Origin of the sequence: Kribbella sp. NPDC051952 (genome assembly GCF_040680855.1) — a bacterium.
Lineage (GTDB): Bacteria > Actinomycetota > Actinomycetes > Propionibacteriales > Kribbellaceae > Kribbella.
Map to the genome: position 1 here is coordinate 351,431 of NZ_JBFAXQ010000005.1, position 15,950 is coordinate 367,380.

A 15,950-nucleotide genomic window follows, 5' to 3' on the forward strand; every position below is an offset into this window, starting at 1 on the left:
GCTGCCGATCGTAGATTGGCAGTAAGGGGGAATCATGGGGAGAAGAATCTCTGCGGCGCTGGGGGCTGCCGGTCTGGTCCTCGGCCTGATGCCGGCACAGCCGGCCGTCAGCACCGGGGCAGGACTGACCGCCGTCGCCGGTTCGAGCTGGCAGACCGATGCGAGCGTGCTCGGCCTGGCCGTTGCCAAGGGCAAGGCCTACGTCGGGGGCCGGTTCCTGAAGGTCCGCCCACCAGGCGCGGCGGCGGGGATCAACCAGACCAGCCGAACCTACCTGGCCGCCTTCAACCAGAACACGGGTGCACTCGACACCACGTTCGACCACGAGCTGAACGGGATCGTCTGGGCGATCGTGGCGTCGGCCGACGGCTCACGGGTGTACGTCGGTGGCGACTTCACCCGCGTGGACGGGCAGGTCCGGAACCGGATCGCCGCGTTCGACACCGCGACCGGAGCGCTGGTCGCGAACATCAAGCCCAGCGTGTCCTACCGGGTGAAGACACTCGCGATCGGCGGGACGAGCCTGTACTTCGGCGGGTCGTTCACGTTGGTCAACAACATCGCCCGGAACCGGGCCGCCGCGATCAGCACGGTCAACGGTTCGCTGCTGCCGTGGAACCCGATGGCCGACAACGATGTGTACGCGATCGACGCGGCCGACGACAACTCGAAGGTCTACCTGGGCGGCACGTTCGCCAAGATCGGTACGACGAGTCGCTGGGCGGTCGCGAGTGTGAACAACTCGACCGGTGCGTTGCTGCCGTTCCCCGCGGCGTCCGCCCTGCCGCTGCCGGCCAGTGGGTGCACGTCCCGGGTGAAGGACATCGAGACCTCCGGGAACCGGGTGTACTTCGCGAACGCCGGTGACGGCCGTGGATGCTTCGACGGGACCTGGGCGGCGAATGTTGCCACCGGCACCTTGGTGTGGAAGAACACGTGCCTCGGCGCGACCGAGGCGCTGACCGTCGTGAACGGGTGGCTGTTCAAGGGCTCGCACGCGCACAGCTGTCCGGGTGGTTTCGCTGACGGAACCGGCACGCACTTCTTGTTGCTGCAGAACCCGGCGACCGGCTCTCTGGGGCCGTGGTTCCCGAACACGGACGCCGGACCACCCACCGAGGTCGGACCGCTCGTGTCGGCGACCGGTGGGAGTGATCTCTGGGTCGGCGGCGACTTCACCAAGGTCAACGGAGTCAAGCAGCAAGGCCTGACCCGATTCACCACCCTCGGGAACAGCGCAGCGCCACTCGGTCCGGTGGTGCCGACGCTGGCCAGTACGACGGCCGGCCAGGTCAAGGCAACCGTCCGGACGTCCTTGGACAACGACGACATGGTCCTGACCTACCGCCTCCTCCGCGGTGCCACCAACAAGGTCGTCGCCACGAGCACGGCCAGCTCCACCTTCTGGAGCCGGCCCAGCGTCACGCTGACCGACCCGGCAGCACCGTCACGTACGTCGCAGATGTACCGCATCGAGGTGTACGACGGCCACACCGCAGTCCGCGGTGGCTACTCCACGATCACTGTGAAGTAGCAGCCGACCTGCGGTGGGCTGCGATGGCTCTGGTGGCTTCGGTCCACCAGAGCAGGAGGGTGGCGCAGGAGGCGCCGGCCAGACCCCAGGCGGCGCCCTTGGGGCCCCACAGGTAGGCGCCGGAGACTCCGCAGGTGATCAGGATGACGGAGGAGATCAGTCGGACCCTCAGGCCTCGCGTGGCGGCCGTGAGGGCTCTGAGGATGGCGAAGGCACCGGCGTTCGAAGCACCTAAGGCTTGCAGGAGGATGACCGGGATCAGGACCTCGTGGGCCTGCGTCCAGACACCGGGGCCGAGAAGCTGACGGCCGACCACTGACGGGAGCAGGAGGAACACCGCACCCCAGGCCAGCGCGCCCGCACCGACACCCAGCGAGATGGCCAGCCCGACCAGCCACAGCCGGCGGTAGGAGTGGCGTAGAGCACGTGCGGCCTCGGGGACGGAGATCATCCGGATGCCCTGGTTGAGGACGTTCACCGGGCCGAGCAGGACCTGGGCACCACGGATACCGGCTGTCGCGGCAAGACCGGCGGCCGCGGTGATACCGAGCATGTAGACCTGGATCGTGCCGGAGACCGCGAGCATCTCCCCCACGTACTTCGGGCTGAGGTCCCAGTTCCGGCGTACCCACTCGCGGATCAGCTGCCGTCGCGGCGCTATCCCGGCCTGGAACCGGCCGGCCACCGCCGCGATCACGGCCCCCAATCCCCACGCGAACGTCAGCGTGAACGCCGACGCGGTGTCAGTGAGGTAGAGGCCGCCGAAGATCACCAGCATCGCGAGCAGCCAGATCAGGTCGTTCACGAACGCCCGGCGTCCCTCGCCGATCACGAAGAACGCCCACCGCCACGCGTCCTGCAGCAGTAACCCGGGCATCGTCACCGCGAACGCGATCAGCACTCCCCTGGACGGAACACCCGGGAACGCCGCGATCGCCAGGCCCACCAGCATCGCCAGAAACCCTGCCAGCAAAGCAGTCGCCGTACTGGCTCGAACCGCACGCTCCCACGCAGGTGACCGCGGACCGGAGTGCCGGACAGCCAACGGCTCGGTGGCAACCGCACGAGATACGTTGAGCGCGATCGTGTATCCACCGAAGGCCAGCGCGTACACACCGAAGTCGGCGACCGTGCTGGACCGCGCGACCACCACGCCGACCGCGAGGTTGCTCAGGCTCGACAGTGCCTGGTCGGCCAAACCCCAACTGGCACGACCAGCCGGTCCGGCCAGCCGACGTAGTTTCGGCCGCCGGAACTTCACTCCAGCACGCTACAGCGAGCGCGGGGGGTGGCGGAGGATGCCTAGGACGAAACGCGGGATGCCCAGCACATACCGGCGCCAGAGGCGCTTCGGCTCTTTGTAGAGCCGGTAGCTCCACTCGAGTCCGGCCCGCTGCATCCACAGCGGCGCACGGTCCAGCCGGCCGGTGTGGAAGTCGAACGCGGCACCGACACCGATCAGGATCGGTGCGTTCAGCCGGTCCCGGTGGTCGTCCATCCAGCGCTCCTGCTTCGGTGCGCCGAGCCCGACCCAGATGATGTCCGGCCGCGCCTCGTTCATCCGCGCGACCACGTCCGCGTCCTCGGCCTCGGTCAGCTGCCGGTACGGCGGGCATTCGGTGCCAACCACCTTCAACGCCGGGTGGCGCTCCTGGAAGACGTCGCGCAGCTCCTCGGCCACACCCTCGGCACCGCCGTAGAAGTACTGCGTCCAGCCGCGCGCAGCAGCCTCGGCCATCACCCGCTCGAGCAGGTCCGGCCCGGCGACCCGGTCCATCCGCTCGAAGCCGGCCTTCTTGCCGGCCCAGACCAGCGGCATGCCGTCCGGGACCGTCAGGCCGGCGGTGTTGTACACCTCGGTCAGCCGCTCGTCGGCGCGCGCGTGCAGCAGCGCGTTCATGTCCGTGACGCACACCAGCTCGCGGGCGTCGTGGTCGATCCAGCGGCCGAACGTGCCGACCGTGTGATCCAGATTGGTGATGCTGATGTGGATGCCCAGGACATCGACTCGGTCGGCTGTCGTCGCCGCAGTCTGCATATCGGTCATCAGTCAGTCCTCCGGGGTCAGCGCGGCGAGATCCGCGTCGACCATGATCTGAACCAGCTCGGGCACGTGCACCTGGGCCTTCCAGCCCAGCTCGGTCATGGCTTTGGACGCGTCCCCGATCAGCGAGTCCACTTCGGTCGGGCGGACGTACCGGGCGTCGTAGTCGACGTACTGCTCCCAGTCCAGCCCGACATGATTGAAGGCCAGCGACACGAAGTCGCGGACCGAGTACGACGTCCCCGTCGCGATCACGTAGTCCGCCGGGGTGTCGTGCTGCAGCATCCGCCACATGCCCTCGACATACTCCGGCGCGTAGCCCCAGTCGCGGCAGGCGTCCAGGTTGCCCAGGTACAGGCGGTCCTGGCGGCCGAGCTTGATCGCGGCGACGGCCCGGGTGATCTTCCGGGTCACGAACGTCTCACCGCGGCGCGGGCTCTCGTGGTTGAACAGGATCCCGTTCACCGCGAACATGTCGTACGCCTCGCGGTAGTTCCGGGCCATCCAGTACCCGTAGACCTTGGCCGCGCCGTACGGCGAGCGTGGGTAGAACGGGGTGTCCTCGTTCTGCGGCGGGGCGGACGCGCCGTACATCTCCGACGAGCTCGCCTGGTAGAAGCGGCAGTCCAGGCTGATCATCCGGATCGCCTCGAGCAACCGCGTCGTACCCATCCCGGTGGTGTCACCGGTGTACTCCGGCTCGTCGAACGAGACCCGGACATGGCTCTGGGCGGCCAGGTGGTAGACCTCGTTCGGCTGGATCGAGGCCAGTAGCGTCACCAGCCGCGAGCCGTCGGTCAGGTCGCCGTAGTGCAGGAACAGCCGCTTGTCCTTCGCCTGCGGCCCCTCGTACAGATGGTCGATCCGCTTGGTGTTGAACGTCGAGGCCCGGCGGATCAGGCCGTGCACCTCGTAGCCCTTGGCCAGCAGGAGCTCGGCCAGGTACGACCCGTCCTGCCCGGTGATCCCGGTGATGAACGCTTTCTTCACGAGGCATGCTCCAGATACCAGGCGTAGGTAGCGGCCACACCGTCTTCGAGATCGATGGACGGCTTCCAGCCCAGCGCCAGCAGCCGGCTCACATCGAGCAGCTTGCGCGGGGTGCCGTCCGGCTTGGACAAATCGTTGCTGATCGCACCTGTATACCCGACCACGCGCGCGACCAGCTCCGCCAACTCGCGGATTGTCACGTCCGAACCGACACCGACGTTGATCGGCTCCGGAGCGTCGTAGTTCTGCAACAGATGCAGGCACGCATCGGCCAGGTCGTCCACGTGCAGGAACTCGCGCCGCGGCGTACCGCTCCCCCACAACACGACCTCGGCGGCATCCGTACGCCGGGCCTCGTCGAAGCGGCGGATCAACGCCGGCAACACGTGCGAGCTGGTCGGATCGAAGTTGTCGTTCGGGCCGTACAGGTTCGTCGGCATCGCGGAGATCCAGGGCAGCCCGTGCTGACGCCGTACTGCCTGGACCTGCATGATCCCGGCGATCTTCGCGATCGCGTAGGCGTCGTTGGTCGGCTCGAGCTCACCGGTGAGCAGGCTCGACTCGCGGATCGGCTGCTCGGCGTACTTCGGGTAGATGCAGGACGAGCCCAGGAACAGCAGTCGGGGCGTCCGGACGGCCAGCGCCGCGTCCATCAGGTTGACCTGGATGCGCAGGTTGTCGCTGAGGAACTCGGTCGGGTGGTCCCGGTTCGCCAGGATGCCGCCGACCCGCGCGGCCGCGTCGACCACGATCGCCGGCCGGTGCTCGGCCAGGAACGCGAAGGTCGCCTCCCGGTCCCGCAGATCCAGCTCCGCCGACGAGGCGCCGACCAGGTCGGTGAACCCGGCCGCTTCCAGCCGGCGCCAGATGGCCGAGCCGACCAGTCCGCGGTGGCCCGCGACGTAGACGCGCGAGGTGGGGTCAAGTGACATCAGTAGGCTCCCGCGCCGTAGATCACCGCGCGCACGGTCTTCCAGAGGATCAGCAGATCCAGGGTCATCGACCAGTTGTCGACGTACCGCAGGTCGAGCCGGACCGACTCGTCCCAGGACAGGTCGCTGCGGCCGCTGACCTGCCACAGGCCGGTGATCCCGGGCTTGACCAGCATCCGGCGGGAGTCGTCCGCGGCGTACAGGGCGACCTCCTCCGACAGCGGCGGGCGCGGGCCGACCAGGGACATGTCGCCCAGCAGCACGTTGAACAGCTGCGGCAACTCGTCGAGCGAGAAGCGCCGGATCCAGCGGCCGAACGGCGTCATCCGCGGGTCGTCGCGCATCTTGAAGATCACGCCGTTCCCGTCGCTCAACGCGAACAGGTCACCGAGTCGCTGCTCGGCATCGGAGTACATGCTCCGGAACTTCAGCATGGTGAACTCGACGCCCGCACGGCCGACCCGCTGCTGCCGGAACAGCACCGGACCAGGGCTGGTCACCTTGACCGCGAGGGCCAGGCCGATCAGCAACGGCGCGAGCACGACGATGAAGCCGAGGGCGACGATCCGGTCGAAGACCGCCTTCATCAGGTGCGGGCCGCCACTGACCGACGGCCGCTCCAGGTGCAGCAGGGACAGGCCGGCGACCGGGCGGACCGAGATCCGCGGGCCGGCCACCTCGATGATGCCCGGTGACACGATCAGTTCGATCCCGCGCTGCTCGAGCGCCCAGGACAACCGGCGCAGCGACTGGCCCACCAACTCGGGATCGGTGGAGATGGCGACGACGTCGACCGCGTGCCGGTCGGCGGCGGCCAGGATGTCCGGCTCGTCCAGCTCCTCCAGCTGCAGCGGTCCGTTCTGGTGCCCGTCCCCGCGCGGTCGGCAGGTCGCGACCACCCGGAATCCGTCGGTGGGACGGCTCTCCAGGTGCTCACACAGCGTCGCGGCCGGACCGTTACGCCCGACCACGAGAACCCTGTGCATGCAGCGACCTCGGACCCGGTGCCGGTGCAGGTCCTTCCGCAGCGCGTACCGCAGGAACAAGGCGGAACCCACCATCACCGGAATCGCCAGTACGACGAAGCCGCGCGCGATCTCGGTCTTCGTCACGTACGACGTCATCGCGACGGCCGCGGTCAGGCCGACCCCGGACCGCAGCAGCGACCGGAACTCGTCCGGACCGGCACCGAAGTACCGCGGGTCGTAGCCCTTCGACAGCGCGACCGAACCGACCCAGGCCAGCGGGAGCAGACTGCTCATGATCAGGTAGCCACCACCGACGTGGTAGCCGAACCGGGTCAGCAGAGCAATCGAGACACCGAGCATCGCGGAGAGCAGGTCACCACCGACGGCAGCCCAGCGGTAGACACCGACCCAGCGCGGCTCGGTCGACCGCAACGGAAGCGGAACGATCGCCGGCACCTCGTGCGGCACCACCCAGAGTGGGCGACGGCCGTCAACGGCATCCGGCGCCTCGGCTCCGCTCACTCCAGACCCTCGTTTCCTGCTGCGACCGGCCGGACACGGTCCGTGCCCACCGCAGCTTGCACTCGGCTTGCCACACTGTCAATCGGAGATAGTCACACACGGTGACGGCAAAACGTCCTTGCCCCACATCCCCAGGAATTCACCCGCCCGTCGGCGGTGCGACATGGCAGAGTACTACGTCGGCGGTTCGGCAGCGACGGTGCCACGGGATCCCTTGGATAGAATTTGCGTGGGGGTGGGGGATGACGTCGGATAGTGCCGCACGGGCAGGGGATGTTGCCCGCCCGCCCGTGACTCCAGCGTTATCTGCGGCCGTTCGCCGGCCTGCTCTCGGCCTGGCCATCGCGGGCCTTCCGCTACTGATCGTGCCCGCCGTGATGTTTGCCGGAGGCACCGGCCCGAGCCGCCTCGACCGGCGGGTCCAGCAGGTCGTCGAGGACTCGCCGGCCGAAGCCTGGCACCTGATCCGCCTGCTGGACTGGCTCGGCGAACCGCTCGGGCGGACCGTGCTCGTGCTCACGGTCGCCGCGCTCTGCCTGATCGCCGGACGCCGGCGGCTGGCCGCCACCGCCGTCCTCGGCATCGCCGCCCTCAGCGTCATCACGACCGGCCTCAAGTACGTCGTGGACCGGCGGATCCACGACGACTTCCTCACCTACCCGAGCGGCCACACCGCCGCGGGCACCGCGGCGGCCATGGTCCTCGGCCTGTTACTGGCCGATCTGCTCAGGGCCGGCCGGATCGCGAGTACGGCGATCGTGCTGGCGCTCGCCGTCCTCGGTGGCGGTCTGATGGCCTGGGCCCAGATCCACCTGACCGCCCACTACCCCACCGACACGCTGGGCGGCTTCGGCTGCGCGCTGTTCGTGATCCCGGCGACCGCAGCGGTGATCGACAGATTCAGACGTGACGGCGGAACACCGGCTTGACCGGTCGTCCACCCACCCACGCCGTCGGGTCACCGGCGTCGAGCGCCTTGCGATAGACGACACAGGCCTGGGCGACCGCTTCGACGGTGTGCGCGATGTCCTCGTCGGTCAGTGCACTGCTCACCACGAAGGACGGGCCGATGACACCGCCGAGGATCAGTTCCCGGAGGAACAGCGTGCGGTACGGCTGTGACGGCGCGAGGTTCTCGTCGAGCGTGCCGAAGACGAGGTTGCTGGGCCGGCCGCGGACGACGACATAGTCGCCGACTCCGGCCGCGTCCGCGACCTCCCGGACACCCGCCGCGAGCTTGTTGCCCAGTTCGTGCAGCCGGGCCGAGATGCCTTCCTCGGCGTAGACATCCATCACCGCGATCGCGGCCGCGAGTGAGTGCGTCTCGGCGCCGTGCGTGGTGGACAGCAGGAACACGCGCTCGTTGCTGTCGCGCAGTCCGCCGCGTTCCATCAGCTCACGGCGTCCCGCGAGCGCTGACACGGCGAACCCGTTGCCGAGGGCCTTGCCGAAGGTGGAGAGGTCAGGCGTCACGCCGTACAGGCCCTGGGCCCCGGCCGCCGAGAAGCGGAAGCCGGTGATCATCTCGTCGAAGATCAGCAGGGCGCCGTACCGGTGGGCCAGATCGCGCAGGCCTTCGAGGTAACCGGCCGGCGGGTCCTGCTGGGTCGCGGCCTCCAGGATCAGGCAGGCGATCTCGCCCTCGTGCCGGATCAGCAGCTCCTCGGTCGCAGCCAGGTCGCCGTACGGGAAGCCGACGGTCAGGCCGCCGATCTCCTCCGGGATGCCCGCGGACATCGGCGTACGGGCGATGAACCAGTCGTCGATCGAGAAGAACGCATGGTCGGCACAGAGCGCGATGAGCGGACGGCCGGTGACCGCGCGGGCCAGCTTGACCGCGGCGGTGGTGGCGTCGGAGCCGTTCTTCGCGAACTTCACCATGTCGGCGGTCGGCACCGAGGCGAGGAAGCGCTCGGCCGCCTCGAGCTCGACGATGCTCGGGCGGACGAAGTTGCTGCCGCGGTCGAGCTCGCGCCGGACCGCCTCCAGTACCTTCGGGTGCGCGTGACCGAGGCTGACCGCGCGCAGGCCGGAGCCGTACTCGATGTACTCGTTGCCGTCGAGGTCCCACACGTGGGAACCGCGGCCGTGCGAGATCACCGGCGCCATCTCGAGCGGGTACTGGTCCTCGCCCTTGGCGTAGGTGTGGGCACCACCCGGGATGAGATCGTGCAGCCGGGCGTTGGCCTCGACGGACTTGCTGAACGACTTGGTCATGTCAACCTCGCGGTGGCCAGGGCGAGCGTCGGTGCGGCCAGGTCCCGGTCCGACATCAGCGTGACCGGCAGCGGCCACGGGATGTCCAGGTCGGGATCGTCGAACCTGATCGAGACGTCCTCGGACGGGTCGTGCGCCCGGTCGATCCGGTAGGACACGTCGGCCGGTTCGGTCAGGGCCTGGAAGCCGTGCGCGCAACCGGCCGGCACGTAGACCGTCACCTGGTTGTCGCCGGTCAGATCGAAGACCTCACGATTGCGGTACGTCGGTGAGTCCGGGCGCAGGTCCACGACCACGTCGAAGACCGCGCCGTACGAGCAACGCACCAGCTTGGCCTCGCCGGCGCCGGACCGGATGTGCATGCCACGGACGACACCACGCCGAGACCGGGACAGGCTGTCCTGGAGGAACGCGTCCGGGTCCAGCCCGGCCGCTCTCACCACGTCACGGTCGAAGGTGCGGGAGAAGAAGCCCCGCTCGTCGACATGAGGCGTCGGCCGGAACAGCAGCGCCCCCGCGATCCCCGGTACCTGAATGACGTCCATCGGTCCCCCTTTTGTCCTACTACTTACTGGTCGCCGCGCGCGTCGACCGATGACCCGGCCCCGAACAGGGTCGCGGACAGTACGGCGAACTGCTGGTCGAGCTGGCTGCGGTACTCGGCGGTCTGCTCGCGCATCGCGGTTTCGATCCGGCCCGACCGGGCCTCGAGCGCGCGCAACTGATCGACCAGCCGCGGTACGTCGAGGGTCCGGATCGACTGCCGGAACTCGGCCAGGTGCATCTTCTCCATCAGCACGTCGCTCTTGATCCCGTAGCTGATCGAGATGGTCGGCTTCGCCAGCGCCAGCGCCGACTGCACGTTGTGGTAGCGCGAGGCAACGACCACATCAGCCTGGTCCAGTTGCATCATCAGCTCACCGAGCGACTCGGCCGGCTCCCGCACCAGCCGTTTCGCGGCCGGACCCGGCCGGGTCTTGCGCAGGTCGTCGATCACGGCAGTGACCACGACCTCGTCGGACGGATCGCCGGTGACGAGCCGGATCCGGTAGCCGTCGTCGATCAGGTGGCCGGCGAACTCGACGATCTTCGCGGTGTACTCCGCGGAGATCTCCTCGGCCTGCGCCCGATCGGCGCTCGCGCCGTGGTAATCCATCACGCCCAGCGCGATGGTGCGCTCGTCGGACGGATGCGGCTCCGCGCGCGGCTCCGGAGCAGGCAACGCGAAGGCGAGGTCCGGGTAGACCTTGTCCCGGCTCACGTCGAGCCCCATCGTCCGCATCGAGTCACGGGAGTAGTCGTCCCGGAACGAGCGGTACGTCGCCAGCCGCGTCGCCCGGACGAACAGCCACTTGATCGTCCGCTCCCGGGCCACGTTCGCCCCGACACTGACGAAGGCGACCTTGGCACCGGCCATCCGGGCCGAGACGCACATCAGCAGCATCGCGTACGGGAAACCCCAGGCGTTCAGCTCCAGCGTCGTCTCGAGGACGCCCATCCCCGGGATGATGACGATGTCGAAGTTGCGGAACAGCAGCGGCATCCGGACCAGGTCGGCCACCTTCCCGAACATCTTGCGCAGGATCGTGGTCGCGCGGGACCGGCCCGGGCCGTGGGCCTGGTACCAGGTGATCCCGGTCGACGGGATGCCGTACTGGCGTTCCAGCTCCTCGGGACCCGAGCAGATACAGGTGATCTGGGCCTCCGGGTGGTCCCGGCGGAGGAACTGCAGCATCGCGTCGAACGACCCGTGGTTACCCAGGTTGCCCGATCCCAGCAGGCCGAAGATCGCGATCCGCGGCGGCCTGCTCGCTTCCGCGGCGCTCATCCCTGTGCAGCCCCTCGCTGACCGACGACTGCCGAGCTGTCCGGGATCGCGGTCGGCGGCGTGGCCGGCGCGCTGTCCTCGATCCGGCCGGTCGACCGGCGGACGGCCCGGCTGGCCAGCCAGCGACCAAGGTGGCCGTAGCACTCGCGCCGGTCCGACGACGACAGCGGTGCCCGCCGGATCCCGCCGACGAAGCCACCGACGTACTCGCCGATCAGCCGGACGGTGGGATTGCGCAGCCGGTTCGCGCGGCTCGGCTCCATGTTCGCCGACCGGGAGCGGATGGTCGGCTTGGCCCGCTCGGCCCGGTCCGGGTGGTCGCGGCGGAAGAAGAGCAGCTCCGGGACCTGGTAGAACCGGCCCCACAGTGCCAGCTCGGCCACGATGGTGCGGTCGGAGTGGTGGTAGCTGCCGTTCAGCGGCGTCCGGCGCAGGATGTCCGAGCGCATCACGGCGTAGAAGTCGTCGCCGCCGACGTCGAACAGCATGCTCCGGAACCGGTCCGGCGCGTGCGGGTTGGCGGTGTCCAGCGGGTAGTCGACCTTCAGGACGATGTCGCCGTTGCCGTCGATGATCGCCTGGTGGGCGTGCGCCAGCACCGCGTGCGGGTTGTCGTCCAGCCCCTCGATGCAGCGGGCGAGCAGGTCCCGGCCGTAGAGATCGTCGTACGACGCCCACTTGAACAACTCGGTGTCCGACTGCTCGAACGTCCAGTTGTGGTTCGGGGTCGCGCCGATGTTGACCGGCTGCCGGAAGTAGCTGAGCCGCGAGTCCTTCGCCACGTACTGGCGGCAGATCTCCTCGGTGCCATCGGTCGAGGCGTTGTCCGAGATGATCATCTTGTAGTCGCCGTAGCTCTGCCCGAGCAGGGCATCCAGCGACTCGGCGAGGTACTTCTCGCCGTTGTAGACCGGAAGGCCGATGGTCAGCCGCGGTTCCGCGTTCATGTGCTCCTCATTTCAAGCGCAGAATCAACATCAGGATCAGGTGCGGCGTCGAGTTCGGCCCAGCGTTCGCGGATGCCGACCCCGAAGGTGAACCACCAGACGATCGCGCCGACGAAGGTCGCGCCGGCCGCGCCCCACGACGACCCGAGGGCGCCGCCGATCGCACCGCCGCCGACCCCACCGACCAGGTACGCCGCCGACGCGTACAGCTGGGCCTTCAGGCTCCGCCGGGCCACGCCGAGCGCCCGCAGGCCGGCCGACGCGCCGGTGTAGAAGCTCGCGAACATCACCGACAAGGTTGCTGGCAGCAACAATGCAGACGCGGTCAGCCAGACCTCGCCGAGCAGCGCGTGGCCCCACTTGTCCGGCAGGAAGAGAATCAGCGCCAGGCCCCAGCACAGCGCGGCGGTGGCTTGGGCCCCGCCGAGCAGCAGGCAGAACAGCGGCAGCTTGCGGGGCCGACGGCGCAACACCCGCGCGGCTTCCGGTACCGCGACCAGGCCGATACCGGACAGCACGATGAAGAACGGGCCGAGCATCATCTCGCCACCGCGGACGGTGCCGACCGCGGCCACCCCGGCGAACGCGCCGAGACCGTACATCTTGAACTGGTACGCCCCGCTGATGGTCAGGTTCTCCATCAGGTAGCGCAGGCTCAGGTCCCGATGGTTCCGCAGCCAGTCGCGCGCCCGGAACAACCGGGGTACGACGCCGGCCTGCAGGCCACTCACCAGCGCGGCGAACGCCGCCGCGGCACCCCAGGCCAGCACGAACCGCGTGACACTGGCGTCCCGCGACGCCAGGTACAGCAGCGGGACGAGGGCGAGCGCCCAGGTGATGTCGGCGATGAACGCCTTGCCACCCTGGCCGGACGCGAAGAACGCGAACCGCCAACTGTCCTGCAGCATCAGCCCGGGCAGCACGATGCCCAAGGCAACGAATGCGGCTCCGGTCCGGCCGCCGATCGCCGAACCCACGACGACACAGATCAGACCGAGCACCAGGCCGACCGCGATCGCCATCCCGGACGAGCTGGCCACGGCGGTCTTCCACTGCGACCGCCGTACGCCGCTGAACCGCACCGCCAGCGGGTCGGTGGCCAGCCCGCGGGAGATGTTGACCACCACGCCGTAGGTGACCCAGGCGAGGCTGAAAGCACCGAACTCAACGGCGCCGAGCGAGCGCGCCACCACGATTCCGACCACGAAGCTGACCATGCTGGTCACGGCTTGGTCGGCGAGTCCCCAGGTGAGACGGCGCAGCAGCCCCTTCATCGCGAGCCCACGACCTCGTGCGGCTCGGGCAGCGGGACCAGGTAGGTGGCTCCCCAGCCGCCATCGGCCTCGAGTTGCGCGATCACCTCGTCGGCGATGTCCCAGGTCAGCACCAGGACGACGTCCGGGCGCGCGGCCCGCAGTTCGTCGATCGGCCGGATCGGGACCATGCATCCGCCGGGGATCCGGCGTCCGTGCTTGCCCGGGGCCATGTCGACCGTGAACGGAAGCAGGTCGGTGGTGACCTTGCTCAGATCGAGGAGTACGGGCGCCTTCGAAGGAGCGCCGTACCCGAGCACTGTCCGGCCCGCGGCCTTGTGACGGGTGAGCTCGTCGTGCAGCGCACCGGCCGCGTGCCAGGCCGCCTCTTGCAGGCTGGCCAGCTGGACCTCGTCCGCGATGCCGGCGGCATCCTCGTCCTCGAGCAGTACGTCGACGGTGGCGTCCGGCTTGGCGTCACCGGTGTGCCGGAGCATCACCATCAGGCTGCCGCCGAACATGTCGACCTGCTTCACGGATTCGACCGCGAGACCGTGCAGAGCAGCGACGTTCTGGAGTGCCCGCAGCGAGACGTACGCCCAGTGGCCGTGCCGGATGGTGTCGAACTGGTTGCCGACGAACAGCGGCAGCAGGTGGTGGAACTCCATCACCAGCAGGCCGCCCGGCGCGAGCCGCTCGGCCCGCAGCTGCAGCATCTCGCCGTACTGCGGCTCGTGCACGATGCCGTGCACGTCGATCACCAGATCGGCCTTCTCGCCGTCACCGGCCAGCCGGGATCCGGCGGCGTACAGGTGCTCGAGCCAGGAGCCACCGTGGTGGCTGGCGAACTCGAACACGACACCACCGGCCAGCGCCGGGTAGTCCCGCAGGATCTCCTTCACCGAGGACTCGGCGTGCGCGATACTCGTCGCCGACTCGACCGCGAGCGCCTCCTCGGGCAACTGCGGTTCGACCGGGCCGAGCTGGACCAGCGTGCAGTCGCGGCACAGCCACAACTCCAGCGGCCAACGCGGATCCGGGCCGGGGGTGTCCGCGGGCGGGAAGTAGTCCGCGGACGGCTGAGCGCCCACGTCCACCACGGGTACGACGTTCTCCCCCGTGCATCCACGACACTTCACTGTGCTTGTCTCAAAAGCGGGCACTGATTCCCCCTCCGGGCTCACCATGTCAATGTGGCTTTGGCCGTGGTGAAGGCTTCGGCGTACGTCGCCCGGCACTCCATCCCGCGCAGGCGGGCCAGTCCGGCGAACACCTCTTCGTCGAACCAGTCGTGCGGGACCTGGGACGGGTAGGCCTTGTGCAGCCGGGACACCTTCTCCCGGAGCTGCTCCTCGGTCAGTTCGACGTACAGCCACGGCCGGCTGAGGTCGCCGTCCCACTTGGGGATCTCGTAGTGCAGGACCAGGTGGTTGCGCCACACCGTCGGCGCCAGTTCGGCGATCAGGCGGTGGTCCTGGTGCGCGTCGTGCTTGCTCGGGGCAAGCACCAGGTCGGGCCTGCGGCTCCCCCTGGCGGTTGCCTCGAGCAACTCCTTGGTCTCGTTCCAGTACGACGGCAACCGGCCGTCGGGCAGCTCGGCCGAGGTCACCGTCACCTCGCACTCGGGCAGGAACAGCTCCGCCGCGCGGCGGGCCTCCTCCAGCCGGAGCGAGGAACCGGTCGCGATCACGAACTCGGCGGTCAGCTCCGGGACCGACTCGGCCAGCTTCAGCAGCGTGCCGCCGCAGCCGATCTCGATGTCGTCCGGATGGGCGCCGAGGGCAACCAGATGGACCGGCCCGTCGATCAGGCCGAGCTGGAACGGGAGCATCAGATCGCCACCACGATCGGCGCGTCGTTCAGCCCGCCGGCCGGCCGGTCGCGGACCAGGTGGTTCTGCTGCCGGGCCTCGTGGCTCCACAGCGCCCACGGCTTCTTGCCGGACCGGTACAGCTCCTCCAGCTGGCTGCGCTCCTTGAGCGTGTCCATCGGCGCCCAGAACCCGTGGTGCGGGATCGCCTCCAGCTTGCGCATCGCGGACAGCCGCGGGAACGCGTCGCCGACCAGGTCCTCGCCCTCGCCGAGGACGTCGAAGATCTCCTTCTTCAGCACGAAGTACCCGCCGTTGATCCAGACGTTCAGGTCGGCGGCCGAACGCAGCCCGGTGATCCGGGAGTCGGTGCCGAACTCGACGACGTGGAACGAGGCCTGCGGCGGTACCGCGAGCAGGCTGGCGGTGATGTCGCTGGTCATCACGTGGTCGACGATCTTGTCCATCGGCGCGTCGGTGAGCACGTCACCGTAGTTCGCCAGGAACGCGTCGTCGTCCTCCAGGTACGGACGGACCCGGCGCAGCCGCTCGCCGATACTGGTGTCGATCCCGGTGTCGACGAAGGTGATCTTCCATTCGCTGATGTCGGAGTCGAGCAGCTGGATCTGCTGCCCGCCCTTGGTCATCACGAAGTCGTTGGAGACCGTCTCCTCGTAGCGCAGGAAGTACTCCTTCACTGCGGACCCACCGAACCCCAGCGGCAGGATGAACTCGGTGTGGCCGAAGTGTGCGTAGTACCGCATCACGTGCCACAGGACCGGCCGGTCGCCGATCGTCATCATCGGCTTCGGTGCGGAGTCCACGCCGCTGCGCATCCGCAACCCGTGCCCGCCACAGAAGATCACGACCTTCATCGCGTTGTTCCTTCCCCCACTGAAGGTGCT

15 protein-coding genes are annotated in these 15,950 nt (G+C 68.8%); 2 read left to right on the forward strand and 13 right to left on the reverse strand.

Translation table 11 applies throughout. The features are described from left to right. The first annotated feature begins 34 nt into the window (after positions 1-34). Positions 35-1,534, forward strand: coding sequence for a fibronectin type III domain-containing protein (locus AB0L70_RS13065; protein ID WP_363683300.1), 1,500 nt, complete (start codon positions 35-37; stop codon positions 1,532-1,534). Here the strand turns inward: AB0L70_RS13065 and AB0L70_RS13070 are convergent. From AB0L70_RS13070 to AB0L70_RS13090, 5 genes are read right to left on the reverse strand one after another with little or no spacing between them, the layout of a single operon-like run. Then, positions 1,521-2,795 carry a hypothetical protein gene (locus tag AB0L70_RS13070; protein WP_363683302.1) on the reverse strand — a complete coding sequence of 425 codons (1,275 nt, stop codon included), beginning with the start codon at positions 2,793-2,795 and terminating at the stop codon, positions 1,521-1,523. The two genes, AB0L70_RS13065 and AB0L70_RS13070, sit on opposite strands and share 14 nt — an antisense overlap. A 9-nt stretch (positions 2,796-2,804) precedes the next feature. After that, a complete protein-coding gene (locus AB0L70_RS13075) occupies positions 2,805-3,581 on the reverse strand; it encodes a WecB/TagA/CpsF family glycosyltransferase (RefSeq protein WP_363683304.1) in 777 nt (258 codons plus the stop codon). A gap of 3 nt (positions 3,582-3,584) precedes the next feature. Then, on the reverse strand, positions 3,585-4,568 hold the full coding sequence (gene gmd / locus AB0L70_RS13080; protein WP_363683306.1) for a GDP-mannose 4,6-dehydratase: 984 nt from the start codon (positions 4,566-4,568) through the stop codon (positions 3,585-3,587). Beyond that, positions 4,565-5,500, reverse strand: a complete 936-nt coding sequence (locus tag AB0L70_RS13085; protein ID WP_363683308.1) for a GDP-L-fucose synthase — start codon at positions 5,498-5,500, stop codon at positions 4,565-4,567. Before AB0L70_RS13085 ends, gmd begins: the two co-directional genes overlap by 4 nt. Next, the gene (locus AB0L70_RS13090) at positions 5,500-6,990 is read right to left on the reverse strand and encodes a sugar transferase (RefSeq protein ID WP_363683310.1); all 1,491 of its coding nucleotides are present in this window, start codon (positions 6,988-6,990) and stop codon (positions 5,500-5,502) included. The genes AB0L70_RS13085 and AB0L70_RS13090 overlap by 1 nt, the downstream gene beginning before the upstream one ends. 377 nt (positions 6,991-7,367) lie before the next feature. Here AB0L70_RS13090 and AB0L70_RS13095 point away from each other — a divergent pair, with 377 nt between their 5' ends. Continuing rightward, positions 7,368-7,919: a phosphatase PAP2 family protein gene (locus AB0L70_RS13095; RefSeq protein ID WP_363683403.1), complete on the forward strand. Its 552-nt coding sequence runs from the start codon at positions 7,368-7,370 to the stop codon at positions 7,917-7,919. On the opposite strand, the gene AB0L70_RS13100 is transcribed toward AB0L70_RS13095, so the two are convergent. From AB0L70_RS13100 to AB0L70_RS13135, 8 genes are read right to left on the reverse strand one after another with little or no spacing between them, the layout of a single operon-like run. Continuing rightward, a complete protein-coding gene (locus AB0L70_RS13100; RefSeq protein WP_363683312.1) occupies positions 7,891-9,207 on the reverse strand; it encodes a glutamate-1-semialdehyde 2,1-aminomutase in 1,317 nt (438 codons plus the stop codon). The two genes, AB0L70_RS13095 and AB0L70_RS13100, sit on opposite strands and share 29 nt — an antisense overlap. Next, on the reverse strand, positions 9,204-9,752 hold the full coding sequence (locus AB0L70_RS13105) for a dTDP-4-dehydrorhamnose 3,5-epimerase family protein (RefSeq protein WP_363683314.1): 549 nt from the start codon (positions 9,750-9,752) through the stop codon (positions 9,204-9,206). Before AB0L70_RS13105 ends, AB0L70_RS13100 begins: the two co-directional genes overlap by 4 nt. Positions 9,753-9,775: 23 nt before the next feature. Then, complete coding sequence (locus AB0L70_RS13110; protein WP_363683316.1) at positions 9,776-11,035, reverse strand: polysaccharide pyruvyl transferase family protein; 1,260 nt, start codon at positions 11,033-11,035, stop codon at positions 9,776-9,778. Beyond that, a complete protein-coding gene (locus AB0L70_RS13115; protein WP_363683318.1) occupies positions 11,032-11,982 on the reverse strand; it encodes a glycosyltransferase in 951 nt (316 codons plus the stop codon). Before AB0L70_RS13115 ends, AB0L70_RS13110 begins: the two co-directional genes overlap by 4 nt. Then, on the reverse strand, positions 11,979-13,256 hold the full coding sequence (locus AB0L70_RS13120; protein ID WP_363683320.1) for a hypothetical protein: 1,278 nt from the start codon (positions 13,254-13,256) through the stop codon (positions 11,979-11,981). The genes AB0L70_RS13115 and AB0L70_RS13120 overlap by 4 nt, the downstream gene beginning before the upstream one ends. After that, positions 13,253-14,422, reverse strand: coding sequence for a class I SAM-dependent methyltransferase (locus tag AB0L70_RS13125; RefSeq protein ID WP_363683322.1), 1,170 nt, complete (start codon positions 14,420-14,422; stop codon positions 13,253-13,255). Before AB0L70_RS13125 ends, AB0L70_RS13120 begins: the two co-directional genes overlap by 4 nt. Continuing rightward, entirely contained in the window at positions 14,416-15,066 is a 651-nt protein-coding gene (locus AB0L70_RS13130) for a PIG-L family deacetylase (RefSeq protein ID WP_363683324.1), read from the reverse strand. Before AB0L70_RS13130 ends, AB0L70_RS13125 begins: the two co-directional genes overlap by 7 nt. Beyond that, positions 15,066-15,920 carry a glucose-1-phosphate cytidylyltransferase gene (locus AB0L70_RS13135; protein ID WP_363683326.1) on the reverse strand — a complete coding sequence of 285 codons (855 nt, stop codon included), beginning with the start codon at positions 15,918-15,920 and terminating at the stop codon, positions 15,066-15,068. The genes AB0L70_RS13130 and AB0L70_RS13135 overlap by 1 nt, the downstream gene beginning before the upstream one ends. Between the last annotated feature and the right edge of the window lie 30 nt (positions 15,921-15,950).